This window comes from Enterococcus canis NBRC 100695 (genome assembly GCF_001544375.1).
GTDB lineage: Bacteria > Bacillota > Bacilli > Lactobacillales > Enterococcaceae > Enterococcus_H > Enterococcus_H canis.
The window spans coordinates 1-1,366 of sequence record NZ_BCQJ01000036.1; the positions used below are offsets into that span (position 1 = coordinate 1).

General features: G+C 38.7%; 1 pseudogene. It reads right to left on the reverse strand.

Annotated features, from left to right (window positions below):
- Positions 1–1,243, reverse strand: a pseudogene (locus ECA01S_RS14810) (ISL3 family transposase); the annotation flags it as partial.
- Positions 1,244–1,366 lie beyond the last annotated feature (123 nt).

Below are 1,366 nucleotides of genomic sequence, written 5' to 3' on the forward strand. Positions count from 1 at the left end.
ACTCTGGTTCTCATCCTACGAAAGCTTCTAAACCCGTAAGCTATTCGTTTCAATGCTTTGATGTGGGTATGCAGATTCTCTATTTTATCATTTGAGTAAGGCAACTCTAAGGCTAAACGAATGCCTGATTCATAGTTTATAAACGCTTTTTTTATATGATGCAGTTCTCTTGGAACCGACTTGGGCATTTTTTTACAAGCTGAAAGAAGATGTCCGCTTCTTTGTCATGAAAAGCTTGAAGAATTTCTTAATAGTAAGCATAAGCTATTCGTAGTTCATCAGAAGTAGAAAGCAGACGTTCTACGACTTCACTTTCGGTTAGATAGGCCCAACCAAAATTACGCCATTTTGTCCATTTATCATAAACAAGCATGTCCTGTCGTGTAATCAGAAGTCGAGATAAAGCCTTCACTTGTCGATAGTGTTTGGCTTGTATTGGATCGTTTCGGTCGAAGCTTTTCATGACTCGTAGTCGAATATCCTCAAAACTGCGAATGAGGTGCTTGACGATGTGAAAGCGATCCACAACGAGTTTGGCATGAGGAAAGCACTCTTTTATCAACGAAGCATAAGAAGCGTTCATATCCGTTAGAGTATTTTTACGTTTAAACGTGCACGTCGTTCAAATTGCATAAAATAAGAAACCAAGTCTTTCTTCTTACGTGAAGGAAGAATATCCAGTAATTTCCCGGTATCGCCATCCATACAAGAAAAAGAATAGGGACCAACTTGATTTTTCAATGAACGAAATTCATCCACCAATAAACAACGAGGCAACCAATTTCTTTTCACTTTTGTCATGGGGAGCAGATAAGCGAGTGTTCGCGAAACGGTTGACCAAGAAACGCCGCAATGTTTAGAAATCGTCGTCATTGCTTGCTTTTCAGTCAATTCCTCCAATATTTTATAATGTACTTGTTTGGCGATAAAACAGTTTTTTTCAACAATGTAGGTATTCGCCGTAAAATAGGTGTGACAGCCATGACAGAGGTATCGTTGCCTTGCCAAAGCAAGATAAGTCCGTTGATTCGCACACTTATTGAGAAGGACCAGCGATTTTTTCTTTCCGTTCTTAACGATCAGCCCATGTTGATTCACCTAGGACAGCGATGAATCGTTTTAATGAGCGTAGCAGAAACAACGATACTGTTGATTGAATGTATTTTTTCTTCTCGACATGAGTGATTTGAATGTTTTTATCTTTGATTCCTAGTAATAGTTTGATAGGATGAAGGTCAGACATACAGAACGCTCCTTTGATTGTGTTGTGGTGATTCAATTCTAATGGAGCTTCTGTATGTTTTGTTTTTTATGCTCAAAAGGACCGATAGAACGATTTTCTATCAGTCCTAGAAATTATAGCGCC